The sequence below is a fragment of the Algoriphagus sp. oki45 genome (assembly GCF_036245605.1).
In the GTDB taxonomy this organism is placed as follows: Bacteria; Bacteroidota; Bacteroidia; order Cytophagales; family Cyclobacteriaceae; genus Algoriphagus.
Map to the genome: position 1 here is coordinate 932,209 of NZ_BTPC01000001.1, position 16,698 is coordinate 948,906.

Consider the following 16,698-nt stretch of genomic DNA (forward strand, 5'->3'; position numbering starts at 1 on the left):
TTTCACAACTCCCCGCAAATTAGCATGAAGCAAGCGAAAAATTCACTTCTGATCGGTTTTTTGGCCTTTTTTACTCTAGCCCTTGTTACCCAAACCACCTTTGCCCAGCAAGTTCTCGTAGGAGCTGAGCAATCCCAAGTATACCTTCCCGTCCTTCAGGGAAAAAAGGTAGGATTGGTAGGCAACCAAACCTCCATCCTTCCCCAATCAGCCAATAAACATGTGGTAGATTTTCTCCTAGAAAATGGAATCGAAGTAAAAAAAGTATTTGTGCCGGAGCATGGATTCCGAGGCACGGCTGATGCGGGAGAAAAAGTAGACAACAGCGTAGACCAAAAGACCGGACTGCCTATCATTTCCCTATATGGAAACAATAAAAAGCCATCTGCTGAGCAAATCAAAGATCTAGACGTGGTGATTTTTGACCTTCAGGACGTGGGAACCCGCTTTTTCACTTACATCAGCACCATGCACTACGTGATGGAAGCCTGTGCAGAGCAGGGAAAAAAGGTAATCATCTTTGACCGACCTAATCCCAACGGAGGCTATGTCGATGGCCCGATGATGAAAAAAGGCTTTGAATCCTTTGTGGGAATGCACCCTATCCCTGTGGTCCACGGACTCACTGTTGGAGAATTGGCTCAGATGATCAATGGGGAAAAATGGCTCAAAGGTGGATTGACCGTGGACTTGGAAGTGATTCCGGTTGCCAATTGGACCCATGCTCAAGCTTACAGCCTTCCGGTGAAGCCTTCTCCGAATTTACCGAGCGACTTAGCAATCAAACTCTATCCTAGCACCTGCTTTTTTGAGGGTACGGTGATGTCTTTGGGACGGGGCACCTATGATCCATTTCAGATGTATGGCTATCCCGATCCCAAATTCGGGACCTTCACCTTTACTCCTGTTAGTATCGACGGCATGTCCAAAACGCCTCCTCATCAGGACAAAATTTGCTACGGTGTGGACCTTCGAGGAGAGTCTTTGGACCATCAATTCACTTTGAAATACATTCTTGATGCATATCAGAAATCAGGAATGAAAGAGAAGTTTTTCAATAATTTCTTCAATACCCTTGCTGGCACAGATGAGTTGAAAAAGCAGATTTTGGAAGGAAAAAGAGAAGCAGAAATCCGGGAAAGCTGGAAAGCGGGTTTGGAAGAATTCAAAAGGAAAAGAGAAAAGTATCTGATTTATAAGTGATTTCAAAATCAGAATTATAAACCCTAATCTCTGAACTAACGAATTTCCCCATGACAAATCCTCAAAAAATATCCATTCGATTTTTTGACGACCGGGAAGTGCGTGCCCTTTGGGATGAGACGAATTCCAAATGGTGGTTTTCTGTGTTGGATATCATTGCGGTACTGACCAATCAGGACGATTATAACAAAACCCGTAACTACTGGAAATACCTGAAATCCAAACTCAAGAAAGAAGGAAGTCAAGTGGTTAGTGATACTACCCAGTTGAAATTACTTGCACCTGATGGAAAAAAGCGACTTTCCGATATGCTTGACTACGATGGGATAATTGCTTTGGGAAAAACATTTCCAGGAACAAAAGCCAATCGTTTTATCGAATGGTTTACCTACAGCGAGGAGACTATAGACGGCAAAAGCAAAACAAAAGCCTATGCCCTATTTGGAAGTTCATTCATCCATAGCATTGAAGTAGGCACCACCAAGGGGTTACAGCAAATCCATGCCTATCTGTTTGGAGGATTATATGATTTTGCAGGACAAATCAGACAAAAGAATATCTCCAAAGGCGGATTCCAATTCGCTATGGTGCAGTTTCTGGAGGCCACTTTGAAGCGAATAGATGAGATGCCCGAGCGTACCTTTGATGAAATCACAGACAAATACGTAGAAATGAATGTGGCCCATCCTTTCATGGAAGGTAACGGCAGAAGCGCACGCATTTGGCTGGATTTGATTTTGAAAAAACGTCTGAAAAAATGTGTAGACTGGAGTAAAATCGGAAAAACAAAATACATAAGCGCCATGATACTAAGTCCTGTCGATTCCAACCCTTTAAAAAACCTGCTTGAAAACGCCCTGACCGACGAAATTGACAGCAGAGAGATGTTTATGAAAGGAATTGATTACTCCTATTACTATGAGGAAATTGATTGAAAAAGACTGCCTGAAAATTTGAATCCAAGCAGACAGATAAATTTTAATATTAACTACTATTTGGATTGAGGTCTATTGAAAATCCAAAGTCCAAGATCCAACACCGAACTCCGAATGTCTAATAAAGAAGTAAAGTCAAAAAAAGACCTACGAATCATCTACATGGGCACGCCCGAATTCGCTGTGCCTGCATTGGAAAAACTGGTCGAAGCTGGATGGAATGTGGTCGGAGTCATTACAGCTCCAGATAAGCCTCAAGGCAGAGGCCAGAAACTAGTAGGTTCCCCAGTCAAGCAAGCTGCCGAGCAACTCGGACTTCACATCCTCCAACCGACCAATCTCAAAAATCCGGAATTCCAGCAGGAATTAAGAGACTTGAAAGCTGACCTTCAGATCGTAGTTGCCTTCCGGATGCTTCCAGAGTCGGTATGGAATATGCCACCCTTGGGGACTTTCAATCTTCATGCTTCTCTTCTCCCTGATTATCGGGGTGCCGCTCCGATCAATTGGGCGATTATCAACGGTGAAAATGAAACCGGCGTCACTACCTTTTTCCTCAAGCATGAGATTGATACCGGAAGTATTATTTTTCAGGAAAAAGTAGCTATCCTCCCCGAAGACGATCTGGGTTCGCTCTATGAAAAATTGATGACCATTGGCTCGGAACTGGTGGTCAAAACGGTAGAATCCATTTCCAAAGGTGATGTTAATCCTTTGCCCCAAGACGAGTCAAAGGCCCTTCATCATGCACCGAAGATATTCAAGGAAACCGGGAAAATCGATTGGAATCAATCAGCGGAATCCATCCACAATTTGGTCAGGGGGCTATCACCCTATCCGGCAGCATGGACCGAGTTTCAGGGAAAAATCTGTAAGGTGTTCAAAACGGAGGTCTCAAAAAAAAGCCTTTCTGGCAAAGAACCGGGAATGTGGGAGTCCGATGGTAAAAGCTACTTGACTTTTCAGTGTGGAGATGGAAGTCTGAAAGTGAAAGAACTTCAACTGGAAGGTAAAAAACGGATGAAAACCGAAGAGTTGCTGAGAGGATTAAAGTGGTGAAGTTTCTTTTAGCTATTTACTTTTTATCTGATTTTTAAGACATTGCCATAGATTTTTAAATAAAAACTATGAAAAAGCTAATTTTAATCTGCACCATTGCAGGATTTACTTCTGTCCTACCTGTACAAGGCCAAATTCTTAAGAAAATTCAAAACGCCGCTCAAAATGCGGCCCAAAGCGCCACCACTTCCAAGTCCGAAAAAGAGGGTAAATCTCCAATGGAAGGTCTTTTGGGAGGCATGATGCAAGTAGCCGACACTGAATCAGCCTATGATTTTACTGGGTACATGGTCATGGAGGTCACTACAATCAGCAAAAAAGGTAAAGCTGAGCCCCCATCCCGAATCAATTACCTTCTGAGTGACAACCCGGATTTTATGGGAATGGCCTTCTCTGACCCCAAAACACCTGAAAATATTACCACAACCATAATGGATGTAAAGAATCAGGCGATGGTCATACTAATGGATAATGAAGGCCAAAAAACCAGCATTGCTATGAAGGTAGATTATGATCAGATTCAGGAAATGGTGGATGAAGAAGCAGACGAACAAATGGAAGAGGAGAATTATTCCATCACCAAAACCGGAAATAAGAAAGAAATTTTGGGCTATGCCTGCGAAGAATACCTGGTAAAATCCGAAGACGGACAGGGAAATTATTGGGTGACTGAGGAGCCAATTGAAGGTTTCTCTATGTTTTCTCCACAAAGCAATCCCATGGTTTCCAACAAAACAGTGGAAAAGTACCAATCCTTTTTCTCCAGTGCCCCAAAAGGATCATTTTTGGAAATGATCTTTACTGACAATAACGGTGAGGTTACTGATATGAAAGTAATTGAAATCCAGACCAGCTCGCCCAAAAAATACAATATGGCCTCCTATCCCAATGCCATGTCAGGCATGAATTAAGAAGGCACACACCAAATTTTTAAGGCAAAAGGGCAGTTTTTCTGCCCTTTTGCATTTTTTGAACCGCAAGACTGGTAAATTCATGAGCTAAATCAAGTACCTCGTGAAAATCATCCTCATCGCTGCAGTAGCAGAAAATCAGGTCATAGGAAGAGACAATCAGCTGATCTGGAAATTATCCTCAGACCTTAAACGATTTAAAAATTTGACTACGGGTCATCATATCTTGATGGGAAGAAAAACTTTCGAATCTCTGGGGAAACCCCTTCCAAATCGAACCCATTTAATCATTACAAGAAACCCTGACTTTCAGGCTCCTGAGGGACATTACAGTTTCGCGAACCTAGAAGAAGCATTTATTTTTTGCAACAAATTGGAAGTCGAAAAGCTTTTTATCATCGGAGGAGGGGAAATATACAATCAGGCACTTCCTTTTTGTGACCAACTTGAAATCACAGAAGTTCACGCCGAGCCTGAGGGGGATACCTTTTTCCCTGCAATCCATTTAGCGGACTGGGAAGAGGTAGAAAGACAAGACTTCCCCGCAGATGAAAAAAATGAATTCTCCTATTCCTTTGTCACCTATGAAAAAAGAGCCCAGCTATGAGTAAACAGGTCATTTGGATTACAGGTGCTTCATCCGGGATTGGTGAGGCTACTGCCAAAGTATATTCCAAAAAAGGATTTGATGTTATTATTTCGGCCCGAAAGGAAAAAGAACTGGAGCGGGTAAAAAGTGAATGCCAGCATCCCGAAAACATACGGGTTCTCCCACTAGACTTGACGGAAACCTCCCAAATGGATGCTAAGGTAAAGGAAGCCATCTCTTTCTTCGGAAAGGTAGATATTCTCCTGCACAACGGGGGCATCAGTCAGCGCTCGTTGATCCGAGAAACTGCTTTGGATGTAGACCGGAAGCTAATGGAAGTCAATTATTTTGGAACGGTAGCCTTGACTAAGGCGATCCTACCTCATTTTATCCAGAATAAAGGTGGACAATTTGGAGTAGTCACTTCCTTGGTCGGGAAGTTTGCCTCACCCTTTCGCTCATCCTACGCCGCTTCCAAACATGCGTTGCATGGTTTTTTTGATACCTTAAGAGCAGAACATTATCAGGATAACATCTCTGTGACGCTTATCTGTCCCGGATTTATCAAGACTCAAGTCTCCGTAAATGCACTCACCGGGGATGGATCTTCTTTGGGAAAAATGGATGAGGCTCAAGCCAAAGGAATGAGCCCTGAAGCCTGCGCCGAAGGGATTTTTTCCGCGCTTTCAAGGAATATAGAAGAAGTGCTGATCGGAGGAAAGGAAAAGTATGCCGTGTACCTCAAGCGATTTTTTCCTGGTATTTTCTCAAAAATTCTACGCAAAGCCAAGGTCAGGTAATCAAAAAGACATTCTCAATTTTTCCAAGAACCTATTCTCCTCAAAAGAATCAAGCATTAAAACATCACCCTAAATAACAAAGCGAGTAAATGAAACTTGTACGTGCTGAAATCATCGCAATCGGAGATGAACTTCTCTATGGACAAATCATGGATACCAATTCCCATTGGATCAGTCAAGAACTGGATTTGGTCGGAGTAAAAGTGGTCAGAAAAACCACCGTTGGGGATAACAGAACAGATATCTTAGCCGCTTTTGCAGCTGCCGAAGAAAGAGCCGACTTGATATTGATCACCGGAGGATTGGGACCGACCCAGGATGACCTGACCAAGCCACTTTTGGCAGAGTACTTTGGCTGTGAAGTTGTAGAATTTCCCAAGGCAGTGGAAGCTGTCACTTCCTTTTTTAAGCGAAGAGGTAGAGAAATGACCCCGCTAAATATTCTGCAAGGCCATCTTCCCTCCTGCTGCACCTATGTGCCCAATGAGGTGGGGACTGCTCCGGGAATGTGGTTTGAGCGAGGAGGGAAATACTGGATGTCTATGCCGGGGGTGCCTCATGAGATGAAGAAGCTCATGAAGGATTTTGTTTTGCCCACTTTACCCAAAGTGGTGGCTTTGCCTGTCATTTATCACAAAGTAATCAAGACAGTAGGAATTGGTGAAAGCTGGCTTGCTGACCTGATCAAGGATTGGGAGAACAACCTTCCCGGACACATCCGCCTGGCTTACCTTCCTTCTTTGGGTCATGTCAAACTCCGACTGACTGCCTTTGGGGACAATCTAAAGACCCTCGAGGAGGAGGTAGACGTGCAAATCGGGCAGGTCATGCCAATCATCGATAAATATGTTTATGGATTCAATGCCGAGACTTTAGAGACCGCTATTGGCAAACTTTTGAAGAACGAAGGGAAAACTCTAGCTTTAGCCGAGAGTTGCTCAGGAGGCTACGTTTCTCATTTGGTAACCACGGTTCCGGGAAGTTCTTCTTACTTTCAGGGATCGGTAGTCCCCTACCATAATCAGTTTAAGGAGTCCATTTTAGGGGTAAAACCGGAAACCTTGGAAACCTTCGGTGCCGTAAGTGAAGAAACAGTAAAAGAGATGGCAAATGGGGTTAAAAAGCTGTTTAAGGCAGATTTTGGTCTTTCCAGCAGTGGTGTTGCCGGCCCGGATGGTGGATCTGAGGAAAAGCCAGTTGGGACTGTTTGGATTGCCTGTGCAGGAGATGGATTCGTAGAAACCCGAAAACTCCAACTGACTCAAGACCGAATGCTGAATATCCAACTGACCGGGGTGGCGGTCTTGAATTTATTGAGAATGTGCTTTTCCAGAAAAGACAAATAAAATTTTATAAGAAAGGTTTGGGAAGGTATTCGATAAAATTTAATTTTAAAACTTGAATATAAACCCAATTTAATTACCAAATACGATATGGCAAGTGTAGAAATGCTAATGCCCAAAATGGGTGAAAGTATCATAGAAGGCACCATTTTGACCTGGCTTAAAAAAGAAGGAGACACCATCGAGGCGGATGAGTCTGTCCTGGAAGTAGCTACAGACAAGGTGGATACCGAAGTACCTGCCACCCATGGTGGGGTTTTGAAAAAAATTCTCGCAAAAGAAGGTGATGTTGTGGCGGTAGGTGCTCCTATAGCCATTATTGAGACCAACCAAGAAGTAGAACCTTCAGCTCCTAAATCAGAAGCCCCTTCTTCTGCAAAAGAAGAATTGGTAGCTGCTGCACCTGCGCATACTGCTTCTTTGATTTCCAAATCCAAGTCAGAAACCACAGGTCCGGCTGAAGACGGAAGATTCTATTCCCCCTTGGTCAAAAGCATGGCTAAAGAAGAAGGAATATCTGCCTCTGAGCTTTCGGCTATCCCAGGAACAGGCAAGGATGGTCGTGTCACCAAGCAGGATATGCTGGACTACCTCAGCAAAAGAGGGGAAAAAGCACCAGAACCAATCCCAGCTTCACCAGCACCATCCATTTCTGCCCCTAATGTACAAGTCAGCATTTCGGCTTCCGACGAAATCATTGAAATGGATCGCATGCGAAAAATCATCGCGCAGCGAATGGTCGAATCCAAACGAATTTCAGCTCATGTGACCTCATTTGTGGAGGCGGATATGACGGCAATTGTTCTTTGGAGAGAAAAAAACAAGGAAGCATACAAAAAGAAATATGGAGAAGGAATCACCTTTACCCCATTTTTTATCGAAGCCGTGGCCAAAGCCATCCGTGATTTCCCAATGATCAATATCTCTGTGGATGGAGAGCGAATCATTAAGAAAAAGGACATCAATATCGGCATGGCTGTGGCTTTGCCCTCCGGAAACTTGATTGTGCCTGTAATCAAAAATGCAGATCAGCTTAATCTGGTAGGAATTTCCAAAGCAGTGAATGACTTGGCAAACAGAGCAAGAGTCAACAAGCTGACAGCTGACGACTTATCTGGCGGCACTTATTCCGTATCTAATGTAGGCTCCTTTGGAAATGTGATGGGCACTCCGATCATTCCTCAGCCTCAGGTAGCCATCTTAGCTGTGGGTGCGATTGTCAAAAAACCTGCGGTAGTGGAAACCCCAACCGGAGATGTGATTGCCATCCGTCACAAAATGTTCTTATCGCATTCGTATGACCACAGAGTTGTTGATGGGGCTTTGGGAGGAATGTTTGTTCGTCGGGTAGCCGATTACCTCGAAGCATTTGACATGAATACCACTTTGTGATTTGATTAAAAATCAGACTTAAAGCCTCCGAAATAATATTTCGGAGCTTTTTCTTTTAAGAGATTTCTTCTCCTCTGACTTTCCTGAAGTAAAACTCCAGCTTGTCGGCTAGGACCGCGAGTCGGATGGGTTTGGTGAGGTAATCATCCATCCCTGCCTTCAAGGCCTCTTTTTGATCTTCTTCAAAAACATTGGCTGAAAGCCCAATAATGATCAGTCCTTTCTTGTCTTTGAGCTTTCTGATTTCACGAGTAGCTTCCAATCCGTTCATATCGGGCATTTGCACATCCATAAGCACTACATCAAAATCTTTCTCCTGCACTCTTTGTAGGGCCTCCTTCCCGCTTTTTACCGTATCGTACTCAAATCCCAACTGCTCAAACATCAAGGTCATCAGCTGCTGATTGAGCTCATTGTCTTCTGCCAAGAGTACACGAAGTGGAAATTCCGCCCCCATGTCTTTTACGTCTTTCCAAGTTAAGACCTGATTTCCAGAAGCAAGATCCTCCTTTTCTGCTCTCTTGACCATAATTGAAAAAGCAAACTTGGAGCCTTCACCGAGTTTGCTCTCGATCTTCAATTCACCTCCCAAAAGTTCGATCATTCGTTTGGCTATGGCAAGCCCCAGCCCTGTTCCCTGGAAATTCTTCGATATAGAGCTATCCACTTGATAAAACGGCTGGGTCAGGTTTTTTATATTTTCCTCAGAAATCCCGATTCCAGTATCCTGAACTTCATAGCTTAAAAAATATAAATCCGACCCAATATCCTCCAATTCCAAACGGACCGTCACTGATCCACCTTCGGGAGTGAATTTGAGGGCATTCCCCATCAGGTTGAGAAGGATCTGATTAATCTTATTCTTGTCCCCTTCAAAAACTAAATTCTCATCCAAATTAACCAAGACCTTCAAGTCTATTTGCTTTTTCTTGGCCAATCCGGAAAGCATTTCTTTCTGAACATGAATTTCTTTTGCCGGATCAAAGATCTCTTTATTAATCTCAATTTTCCCTGACTCGATTTTGGAATAGTCCAAAATATCCCGAATGATATCCAAGAGCGTATTTCCCGAGTTTTTGATGATCTCCACGTATTGCTTTTGGATTTGGCCCAATTTGGTTCCTTCCAGCAAGTCGATTATCCCCAAAAGCCCATTCATAGGTGTTCGTATTTCATGGCTCATATTGGCCAAAAACTGGGATTTGGCCTGACTTGCCTGATCCGCTGCATTCATCGCTTCTACCAATCCCTTCTCCCAGATTTTCTGACTGGTAATATCTCTCGACAGGGACATAACCTGATTATCATCCAAGGAGAAGAACCTCATTTCATAATGCTTCTCTCCCATCGGAGAATTCCAAAAGACCTGTACGGTCTGCATTTTTTTGGTTTGAATGGACTTTTTAAATGCGCCAATGACCAGCTCTTCCTGATTGTGTGGTACGATTTCCGAAATATTTCTACCTAAGGTCTCTTTGGCAGATTCCAGAAGGGTCTCTGAGTCAATCACATGAAAATCAATCACATCGCCTTGCCTATCATAGATAAAAATGGTGTCAGGAATATTCTTAATGAGGTTTTTGAGCCGGGTCTCACTTTGAAGGATTTTTTGCTGAGCGACATATTGCTTGGTAATGTCTATGCCCAGTCCAAATCCTCTTTCAAACCTACCATTTTCATCAAAAACCACTTTTGTAAAGACACGAACCCTTATTTTCTCCCCATTTGGTTTGATAAAATCATATTCTAAATCCACCAAATCTTTTCCCTCAGCCACCATTTCCATCACTGTGGATTTGACTTGATTTGCCTCTGGATGTGTGGAGTCTTTTTTGAATGAATAAATAAAATCCTCCCTGGTATGTCCAAGAATTTCCTCCACTTGCTCACTCACCTCGGTAATCTGGCCTAAATGGTCATGGAAAAACACAAAGCCTTTCAATTCTTTTAGCAGAAGATTTTGCTGCTCAAAAAGAGAGGAAATTTCCTCCAGATTCTTTTCCCGTAGACGGTCTGCTTTAAACTTGCTCTTAAGAGAAAAAATAAAAACAGTAATCATTCCCACCAGGATAACAGCAAGGATAAAAAAGACAAAAAGGTAAGTAGAGTAAATGCCCGAGGTAAGATTCTCGGTAGGTACCAAGAAAACCAATGCAGCATCGCCTTTTGAAGGGGAAAAGTTGAAAGGATATTGAGCTAAAGTTCCAGCTACGGCCCCTTTTTCCTCATCTTCCCAAGAAACCGGATAGATTCCTTTCAATCCCAAAGAAATATCCTCTTTCGCCTTCAAAATAGCCTCCTGATCAGGGTCAAGAGATATACTATCCTTTCCCTGATCGAGAGAAATCAACTTATTGTTGAGAAACAGAAACTTCTCCCCTCCCTGATCCAGATAAAAAATAGAGACGTAGCCTTTGGAAAAATCAGGTAAGTCCAACAGAAACACGAACTTCACCCCTTCCCGATCAAGTTGAATAAAACTATCAAGTTCCCCTAGACTAGGCAGTCCCTCGGCATCCTTTTGCACCAAGAAGTCATTCCTTGAAGTAAGGGAAAACAGCAAAACTGAATCCCCTAAATCCATCCAAAGGTGATCAATCATCCCCGGAAAGGCATTAAATAACTGCCGTGTAGTTCGGACTAATCGATCGGGATCGGAATTAATATCCTCAAGTTGATCAGCAATATTATCAGCAAAAAACCCGGATTCTGATTTAAACCGGTCTATCTCCGACTCCAGTCCTCGTGAAGCCAAAGCGGTCTGCTGACTCAGAAAATCCTTTCTTGACTGGACTTGGGTCTGATAGATGGCATTGAAAAAGCTAAAACCCAAGAAAATCACCATGAAAATCAGGGCGGAACCCACCGCAGTTAGCAAAAAGAAATTAGAGCGTTTCAGTGGACTGGACATCAATTAGAGGGTATGATTTGGATCATGTACCAGTCAATCTCCTGAAAGGGATAACACAGAGCCACTTTTAGACTTTTCTCTTCCTGAAATTCAAAAACTTGACTTTTCTTCAGTAAAAACTCTTGTGCCATTTCTCTGACTTCCCTGCTTCTGCTTTGGAAAAGATTAAAGTCTGAGACTCTAAAATTCTCCGACTTCACAGTCTCCCTGTAAACATGGTTTTTTAAAGGTGGCATGCTGATGGTTTCTATTGCACCAGCCTTTCCTGCAACAATATCTCCCTTGGCATTCACCAGAAGATACTCCCCTTCATAGTCTTGCAAATAATTATAAATCACATCATCTACTGTGAAATCCACTCCCAAAACAGCAAAAAGAGAATCATTCTTGTAAATGGGGTGAACCAATGAAACAATCCAACCTCTACCTGCAGGGTCAACATACGCATCAGGAATCCATACCAATCCCCTATTTGGATTGTTGATTTCGTTTGCCGCATAGTAAAAGTTAAACTGAGTGACATCAATATTCGGATCTACGATGTTTTTATGATCATAGCAAGGGTACACCCTGCTGACTTGAAGTGCAGAATTGCTGTAAACTTGGGCTACGAGCTCATTTTTCTTCACAAAATCCGAAAAGCGTTCATCCAAAAAATTAGTGGCAGCCACTTCTTTGAGAGCCTTCTCACGATTTGCGGTAGTATTAAGAATAATTATGGAGCTTTTTGAAGAGTCAGATCCTGGTGTCGCAGAAGAGAAAGGACCCTCAATCAAATACTTATCGTAATCAGCCTGAGACAGAAGGGAGTCAAAATTTGAAATGTGATCTTCATAAAAATGCGCAATGGAATCTAAACTTTGGCTTAATAAAGCCCCCTGATCCTCTAATAGGTCGACCATTTCATCTAATTCCGAAAATTCAGCTTGATAGGATTTTTCGGGCAATAAGCTGCATGAGCCGACTCCAAGCCCTAAAATCAATAGAATCAGGTAGTTTTTCATATTTCCCCGCTTGCGTAGAAGGGAAATTATAAATTTTCTACTTGGTCACGAAAGGTTTTTCCCATTTCTTCAAACCTCCGAACAACAGCACTAAAAAAATCTCCACTCCAAAAAGCTTCCAGTTCGGATTCTTCCAATACATCCATCTCACTCAGCTTGAATGTTTGTTCAAGCGGCCCCAACTCAAATTTGATCAAATACTTATTATTCCAGGAGAAGACGCTGACCCTGACCTCATCCTTTACAAATTCTTTGACCACTCTCATGAAGGCCTCCTTACTTCAGACGAAAAGGTAATATTTGACTTCAGCGAGGAAGCTACCGAACAGTATTTTTCAACTGACAAAGCAATCACCTTGGCAAACTCTTCCTCCGTGGCGGTGGGGGAGACAATTACAAACTTTAATTCAATATCAGTATAAAAAGCAGGCACTCCATCGTTTCTGGTTCCTTCTACCTCGACAAAGAAATCAACGATTTCTCTGCGCTTCTTTTTCATCATCAATACGGCATCCACTGAAGCACAGCCTCCCAAGGCTGATAGCAGCAAATCCATAGGGGATTGAGCATGCTTATGCTCAGGATCATACATATCGATATTGACCAAGTTTCCCTGAGGATTGCGGGATTCATATTCCAAATCCGCCTTCATGCGGACAGTGACGTTGCGTTTGTTTCCAGCCATTTTTATTTACGATTTACTACATTTTCGATGTCGGAATTTTGATTTCGGATTTCGGATTTTGTAGAAATTTTAAATCCCAAATTCTATTTTTTAAAGTTTAAAAGGTAAATCCTGCTTTCGAAAAAGCAGGATACCCCTTGTTTAGTTTTGCTGTTTGTTGTACCACTTCTGCAGAAGTGGCACTCGAACTATATTCTAGAGTCTTATGCCTAGCGTCTTGTATCTAGACTCTTGTCACTTAATTCAGCCCTTTTTCTAATTTCAGACTTCAGCCTTCTGCATTGAATTACATATTTCTTCGATACTGACCGCCTACTTCATACAAAGCATTGGTAATCTGACCCAAGGAACAATACTTTGCTGCTTCCATGAGCTTTTCAAAGACATTCTCATTTTGGACTGCGGCTTTTTTGAGTCCGGATAATTGCTCTTTTTCCTTGCCTGAATAGGCCTGATGAAGATTGTTCAAGGTTTGAATCTGAGCTTCTTTTTCTTCCAAAGTGGCACGGATTACCTCTCCCGGGATAATCGTAGGAGAGCCCTCACTGGAAAGGAAAGTATTGACGCCGATGATAGGATACTCTCCCGTATGCTTCAGCATTTCATAGTGCAAACTTTCTTCCTGGATTTTGCCACGCTGATACATGGTCTCCATCGCTCCCAAAACCCCTCCTCGCTCAGTGATGCGATCAAATTCCAAATACACAGCCTCCTCGACCAAATCGGTCAATTCTTCAATGATGAAAGAACCCTGAAGCGGGTTTTCATTTTTAGCCAGACCCAATTCCTTATTGATAATCAATTGGATAGCCATCGCACGGCGAACCGATGCTTCAGTAGGCGTTGTAATCGCCTCGTCGTAGGCATTGGTATGCAGGGAGTTGCAGTTATCATAGATCGCATACAATGCCTGGAGCGTAGTCCGGATATCATTGAAATCAATCTCCTGCGCGTGAAGTGATCTGCCGGAAGTCTGAATATGGTATTTCAGCATCTGAGAACGCTCATTGGCACCATACTTAAGTTTCATGGCTTTTGCCCAGATTCTTCTTGCCACCCTGCCGATCACTGCATACTCAGGATCGATTCCGTTGGAGAAAAAGAAGGAAAGGTTTGGAGCGAAATCATTGATATTCATTCCTCTGGATACATAATACTCAACATACGTAAACCCATTGGAAAGAGTCAATGCCAATTGGGTGATCGGATTCGCTCCTGCCTCGGCGATATGGTAGCCTGAAATGGAAACGGAATAGAAGTTTCTGACCCTGTTTTCAATAAAATATTGCTGCACATCTCCCATCAATCGAAGTGAAAACTCCGTGGAGAAAATACAGGTATTTTGTGCCTGATCTTCTTTCAGAATATCCGCTTGGACGGTTCCCCTTACTTTGGAAAGGGTGTCTGCCTTGATCTTTTGGTAAACATCCGCAGGCAATACCTGATCTCCGGTCACACCCAAAAGCATCAATCCCAGCCCATCATTTCCTTCCGGGATCGGAGCATTGTACTCAGGTCTTGGAAGACCTTTCTCTTTATAAATCGCTTCAATTTTAGATTCAACTTCGGCTTCGAGTCCATTGGCTTTGATATAGACTTCGCACTGCTGATCAATGGCCGCATTCATAAAAAAGGCTGTCATCGTAGCTGCAGGTCCATTGATCGTCATGGAAACTGAAGTCATTGGGTCAACCAGATTAAATCCGGAGTATAACTTCTTGGCATCGTCCAGGCAGCAGATATTTACCCCGGAGTTCCCGATTTTCCCATAGATATCCGGACGGTAATCCGGGTCCTCTCCATACAAGGTCACCGAATCAAAAGCGGTAGAAAGACGCTTGGCAGGCATATCCTTGGACACATAGTGAAAGCGCTTGTTGGTTCGCTCTGGTCCACCTTCGCCGGCAAACATACGGGTAGGATCTTCTCCCTCTCTTTTGAAAGGAAATACACCGGAAGTGTAGGGAAACTGACCGGGAACATTTTCTCTCAAGCCCCATTTGAGCAATTCTCCCCAAGCTTCATATTTCGGAAGAGCAACCTTAGGAATTCTCGAATTGGAAAGGGAAGTGCTGTACGTTTTTACTTTCAACTCCTTGTCGCGGACCTTAAACACGTAGAAATCATCCGAATACCGGGCCGATTCAGCAGGCCAATCTTCCAACCATTTTTTGTTTTTGGGATCCAGATTAAGCTCGACTTGAGCATAGACCTCCTGCAGTTCCTTCAGAAGGCGGTCCTGATCCCCAACTTTAGCCTTACGAATAGCCTCCATGGACTTTTGTATGGAATAGAGTTGCTGAGCAATTTCTTTTTGCTCCTCTACCCACTTGTCGTAGTTGCGGTTTACTTCCGTGATTTCGCTGAGGTACCGGGTGCGCGCAGGCGGGATGATGTAAATTTTCTCAGATGTACCCGCTGTTAGTTCAAATGTGCTTTCCCAACCCGGGAATTTATCATTGACCTTGCTTATGATTGCCCGATACAGCTGATTCATTCCGGGATCATTGAATTGGGAGGCAATCGTGCCAAAAACAGGAATGTCCTCATCCGCGGTTTCCCAAAGGTTATGGTTGCGCTTGTATTGCTTTTTTACATCCCTGATAGCGTCCAAAGCTCCCCGCTTATCAAACTTGTTGAGGGCGATCACGTCAGCAAAGTCCAGCATATCGATCTTTTCCAATTGGGAAGCCGCTCCATATTCAGGAGTCATCACATAAAGGGAAAGATCAGAATGCTCGATAATCTCCGTATCGGACTGACCTATTCCGGAGGTTTCCAAGATGATTAGGTCAAATCCAGCAGCCTTCACCGTGTCTACCGCATCCTGAACGTATTTGGAAAGAGCCAAATTGGACTGCCTAGTAGCCAAAGAGCGCATAAACACCCGGGGATGGTGGATAGAATTCATTCGGATTCGATCGCCCAAGAGTGCTCCGCCGGTTTTCCTTTTTGAAGGATCCACAGAGATGATCGCCATGGTCTTGTCCTCAAAGTCAAGGATAAATCGTCGTACCAATTCATCTACCAAAGAGGATTTGCCTGCTCCTCCCGTACCGGTAATTCCCAAAACGGGGGTGTTTTTTGACCGGCTTTCCTTTCTCACCTGCTCCAGCAGACCTGTAGAATGCTCAGGGAAGTTTTCAAAGGCCGAGATGGCTCTTGCCACACTTCCTTTGATCTCTTTATTCAGCTCAAAATCCTTTGGTAACTTATCCCCAATGGGAAAATCGCACTTCTGAACCAAATCATTGATCATACCCTGCAAACCCATGGCCCTTCCGTCATCGGGAGAATAGATACGGGTAATACCATAGCCATGCAGTTCTTTAATTTCCTCAGGAAGGATGGTTCCTCCTCCCCCACCAAAAATCTGAATGTGTCCAGCCCCTTTTTCTCGTAACAGATCATACATGTACTTGAAAAATTCTACGTGACCTCCCTGATAGGAAGTGATGGCTATGGCCTGTACATCTTCCTGAATGGCACAATCGACGATTTCTTGCACAGAGCGATTATGTCCGAGGTGAATCACCTCGCAGCCTGTGGATTGGATGATTCTCCGCATAATATTGATCGCTGCATCATGCCCATCAAAGAGCGATGCTGCGGTCACTATCCGGATGTGATTTTTGGGTTTGTAAATCTCAGTTGGTAAAGTCATGACTTTGGGTTTCTATTCGGAATAGACAGTATTTAGGGCAAAAAACAGATCAGTTTCTGCGCCTGCGAATATAAGGATTTTCACTCGTGCAGGATTTTCCGGATATGTAAAAACAGAATTTTATTTGGTTTTGAAGAAAAATTTTATCCTAGGAAATCGATTGATTTTTCCCGATGAGGACCAGAACCGTCCAAACCTGTTT

The 16,698-nt window shown here is 43.3% G+C and carries 13 protein-coding genes; 8 read left to right on the forward strand and 5 right to left on the reverse strand.

What is annotated here, in order from left to right:
• Window positions 1-24 precede the first annotated feature (24 nt).
• From AAA942_RS04065 to AAA942_RS04100, 8 genes are all read left to right on the forward strand, one after another.
• A complete protein-coding gene (locus tag AAA942_RS04065; protein ID WP_338218956.1) occupies window positions 25-1,203 on the forward strand; it encodes an exo-beta-N-acetylmuramidase NamZ family protein in 1,179 nt (392 codons plus the stop codon).
• 50 nt (window positions 1,204-1,253) lie between these two features.
• A complete protein-coding gene (gene fic, locus AAA942_RS20310; RefSeq protein ID WP_445083318.1) occupies window positions 1,254-2,138 on the forward strand; it encodes a protein adenylyltransferase Fic in 885 nt (294 codons plus the stop codon).
• Between the two features lie 114 nt (window positions 2,139-2,252).
• Window positions 2,253-3,197: a methionyl-tRNA formyltransferase gene (gene fmt / locus AAA942_RS04075; protein WP_338218957.1), complete on the forward strand. Its 945-nt coding sequence runs from the start codon at window positions 2,253-2,255 to the stop codon at window positions 3,195-3,197.
• Window positions 3,198-3,265: 68 nt separating this feature from the next.
• A complete protein-coding gene (locus tag AAA942_RS04080) occupies window positions 3,266-4,108 on the forward strand; it encodes a DUF4412 domain-containing protein (RefSeq protein ID WP_338218958.1) in 843 nt (280 codons plus the stop codon).
• Window positions 4,109-4,211: 103 nt separating this feature from the next.
• The gene (locus tag AAA942_RS04085; RefSeq protein WP_338218959.1) at window positions 4,212-4,715 is read left to right on the forward strand and encodes a dihydrofolate reductase; all 504 of its coding nucleotides are present in this window, start codon (window positions 4,212-4,214) and stop codon (window positions 4,713-4,715) included.
• Window positions 4,712-5,497, forward strand: a complete 786-nt coding sequence (locus AAA942_RS04090; protein WP_338218960.1) for an SDR family oxidoreductase — start codon at window positions 4,712-4,714, stop codon at window positions 5,495-5,497. The genes AAA942_RS04085 and AAA942_RS04090 overlap by 4 nt, the downstream gene beginning before the upstream one ends.
• Before the next feature lie 89 nt (window positions 5,498-5,586).
• Entirely contained in the window at window positions 5,587-6,843 is a 1,257-nt protein-coding gene (locus tag AAA942_RS04095) for a competence/damage-inducible protein A (RefSeq protein ID WP_338218961.1), read from the forward strand.
• A gap of 87 nt (window positions 6,844-6,930) precedes the next feature.
• Window positions 6,931-8,232 carry a dihydrolipoamide acetyltransferase family protein gene (locus tag AAA942_RS04100; RefSeq protein ID WP_338218962.1) on the forward strand — a complete coding sequence of 434 codons (1,302 nt, stop codon included), beginning with the start codon at window positions 6,931-6,933 and terminating at the stop codon, window positions 8,230-8,232.
• Between the two features lie 55 nt (window positions 8,233-8,287).
• Here the strand turns inward: AAA942_RS04100 and AAA942_RS04105 are convergent, their stop codons facing one another.
• The 5 genes from AAA942_RS04105 to AAA942_RS04125 all read right to left on the reverse strand — a co-directional run bounded on the left by AAA942_RS04105 (window position 8,288) and on the right by AAA942_RS04125 (window position 16,496).
• Window positions 8,288-11,143, reverse strand: coding sequence for a response regulator (locus tag AAA942_RS04105; RefSeq protein WP_338218963.1), 2,856 nt, complete (start codon window positions 11,141-11,143; stop codon window positions 8,288-8,290).
• The gene (locus tag AAA942_RS04110; RefSeq protein ID WP_338218964.1) at window positions 11,143-12,147 is read right to left on the reverse strand and encodes a hypothetical protein; all 1,005 of its coding nucleotides are present in this window, start codon (window positions 12,145-12,147) and stop codon (window positions 11,143-11,145) included. The genes AAA942_RS04105 and AAA942_RS04110 overlap by 1 nt, the downstream gene beginning before the upstream one ends.
• 26 nt (window positions 12,148-12,173) lie before the next feature.
• Window positions 12,174-12,413 carry a hypothetical protein gene (locus tag AAA942_RS04115; protein ID WP_338218965.1) on the reverse strand — a complete coding sequence of 80 codons (240 nt, stop codon included), beginning with the start codon at window positions 12,411-12,413 and terminating at the stop codon, window positions 12,174-12,176.
• Window positions 12,410-12,832 (reverse strand): OsmC family protein, encoded by a 423-nt coding sequence (locus tag AAA942_RS04120; protein ID WP_338218966.1) that lies wholly within the window; start codon window positions 12,830-12,832, stop codon window positions 12,410-12,412. Before AAA942_RS04120 ends, AAA942_RS04115 begins: the two co-directional genes overlap by 4 nt.
• A 286-nt stretch (window positions 12,833-13,118) precedes the next feature.
• Window positions 13,119-16,496, reverse strand: a complete 3,378-nt coding sequence (locus tag AAA942_RS04125) for a methylmalonyl-CoA mutase family protein (protein WP_338218967.1) — start codon at window positions 16,494-16,496, stop codon at window positions 13,119-13,121.
• Window positions 16,497-16,698: the final 202 nt, after the last annotated feature.

Bases quoted from the DNA above. Each gene is read 5' to 3' on its own strand.
- AAA942_RS04065 (WP_338218956.1), top strand. From the start codon at position 25: ATGAAGCAAGCGAAAAATTCACTTCTGATCGGTTTTTTGGCCTTTTTT.
- fic (WP_445083318.1), top strand. From the start codon at position 1,254: ATGACAAATCCTCAAAAAATATCCATTCGATTTTTTGACGACCGGGAA.
- fmt (WP_338218957.1), top strand. From the start codon at position 2,253: ATGTCTAATAAAGAAGTAAAGTCAAAAAAAGACCTACGAATCATCTAC.
- AAA942_RS04080 (WP_338218958.1), top strand. From the start codon at position 3,266: ATGAAAAAGCTAATTTTAATCTGCACCATTGCAGGATTTACTTCTGTC.
- AAA942_RS04090 (WP_338218960.1), top strand. From the start codon at position 4,712: ATGAGTAAACAGGTCATTTGGATTACAGGTGCTTCATCCGGGATTGGT.
- AAA942_RS04095 (WP_338218961.1), top strand. From the start codon at position 5,587: ATGAAACTTGTACGTGCTGAAATCATCGCAATCGGAGATGAACTTCTC.
- AAA942_RS04100 (WP_338218962.1), top strand. From the start codon at position 6,931: ATGGCAAGTGTAGAAATGCTAATGCCCAAAATGGGTGAAAGTATCATA.
- AAA942_RS04105 (WP_338218963.1), bottom strand. From the start codon at position 11,143: ATGTCCAGTCCACTGAAACGCTCTAATTTCTTTTTGCTAACTGCGGTG.
- AAA942_RS04110 (WP_338218964.1), bottom strand. From the start codon at position 12,147: ATGAAAAACTACCTGATTCTATTGATTTTAGGGCTTGGAGTCGGCTCA.
- AAA942_RS04115 (WP_338218965.1), bottom strand. From the start codon at position 12,413: ATGAGAGTGGTCAAAGAATTTGTAAAGGATGAGGTCAGGGTCAGCGTC.
- AAA942_RS04120 (WP_338218966.1), bottom strand. From the start codon at position 12,832: ATGGCTGGAAACAAACGCAACGTCACTGTCCGCATGAAGGCGGATTTG.
- AAA942_RS04125 (WP_338218967.1), bottom strand. From the start codon at position 16,496: ATGACTTTACCAACTGAGATTTACAAACCCAAAAATCACATCCGGATA.